Origin of the sequence: Kitasatospora sp. NPDC005748 (assembly GCF_040630735.1) — a bacterium.
Lineage (GTDB): Bacteria > Actinomycetota > Actinomycetes > Streptomycetales > Streptomycetaceae > Kitasatospora.
In genome coordinates, this window is the sequence record NZ_JBEXYD010000166.1 from 1 (window position 1) to 1,012 (window position 1,012).

At 75.8% G+C, this 1,012-nt stretch carries 1 protein-coding gene; it reads left to right on the forward strand.

Annotated features, from left to right (window positions below; genetic code table 11):
- Window positions 1-1,012: beta-ketoacyl synthase N-terminal-like domain-containing protein (locus tag ABZ495_RS37100; RefSeq protein ID WP_359840402.1), on the forward strand; the 1,012-nt coding region annotated here is incomplete at both ends.

Sequence of the window (1,012 nt, forward strand, 5' to 3'; positions counted from 1 at the left end):
TGGCCGGCGTCTGGGGCAATCCGGGGCAGGCGAACTACGCGGCGGGGAACACGTTCCTGGACGCGCTGGCCGCTCACCGGCGGCACGAGGGCCTGGCCGCGGTGTCGCTGGCCTGGGGCCCGTGGGAGGACGGCATGGCCGGCGGTCTCACCGACGCCGACTGGCGCCGGCTGTCCCGCCAGGGGCTGAGGCCGCTGCCCGCGGCCGACGGGCTCGGCATGCTCGACGCGGCCGCCCGCGCCGCCGCGCCGCTCGTGGTGACGGCCAGGCTGGACCTGGCCGCCCTGCGGAACTCCGGCGAGGTGCCGCCGCTGCTGACCGGTCTGGTCCGCGCCGGGCACCAGGGCTCCCGCACCCGCCGCTCGGCGGGCCGGGCCGCCGTCGGCGCCCAGAACGCCCTGGCCGCGCGGCTGGCCGGGCTGGGGCCGGACGAGCAGCGAGAGGTGGTGCGGGAGCTGGTGCTGTCGCAGGCCGCTCTGGTGCTGGGGATGGCCGGACCGGCCGGCCTGGACGCCGAACGTTCCTTCCGGGACGTCGGGTTCGACTCGCTCACCGCCGTCGAACTGCGCAGCCGACTGGGCAATGTGACGGGCCTGCGGCTCTCGGCGACGATCGTGTTCGACTACCCGACACCGGCGGCCCTGGTCGGCCACCTGGTGGGCGAGCTGGTCGGTGGGGCCGATCCCGTGTCGGCGGGCTCCGCACGGTCCGTGGTCCGACGCGCGTCGGCCGAGGACGACCGCGTGGTGATCGTCGGGATGGCGTGCCGGTTCCCGGGCGGGGTGTCGTCCCCTACCGAGTTCTGGGAGCTGCTGGAGGCGCGCGGGGACGCGATCGGCCTCTTCCCGACGGACCGCGGCTGGCCCGGCGACGTGGTCGATCCGGATCCGGACGCGGTGGGCAAGAGCGTGTCCGGTGAGGGCGGGTTCCTCTACGACGCGGGGGAGTTCGACGCGGAGTTCTTCGGGATCAGTCCGCGTGAGGCGGTGGCGACGGATCCGCAGCAGCGGTT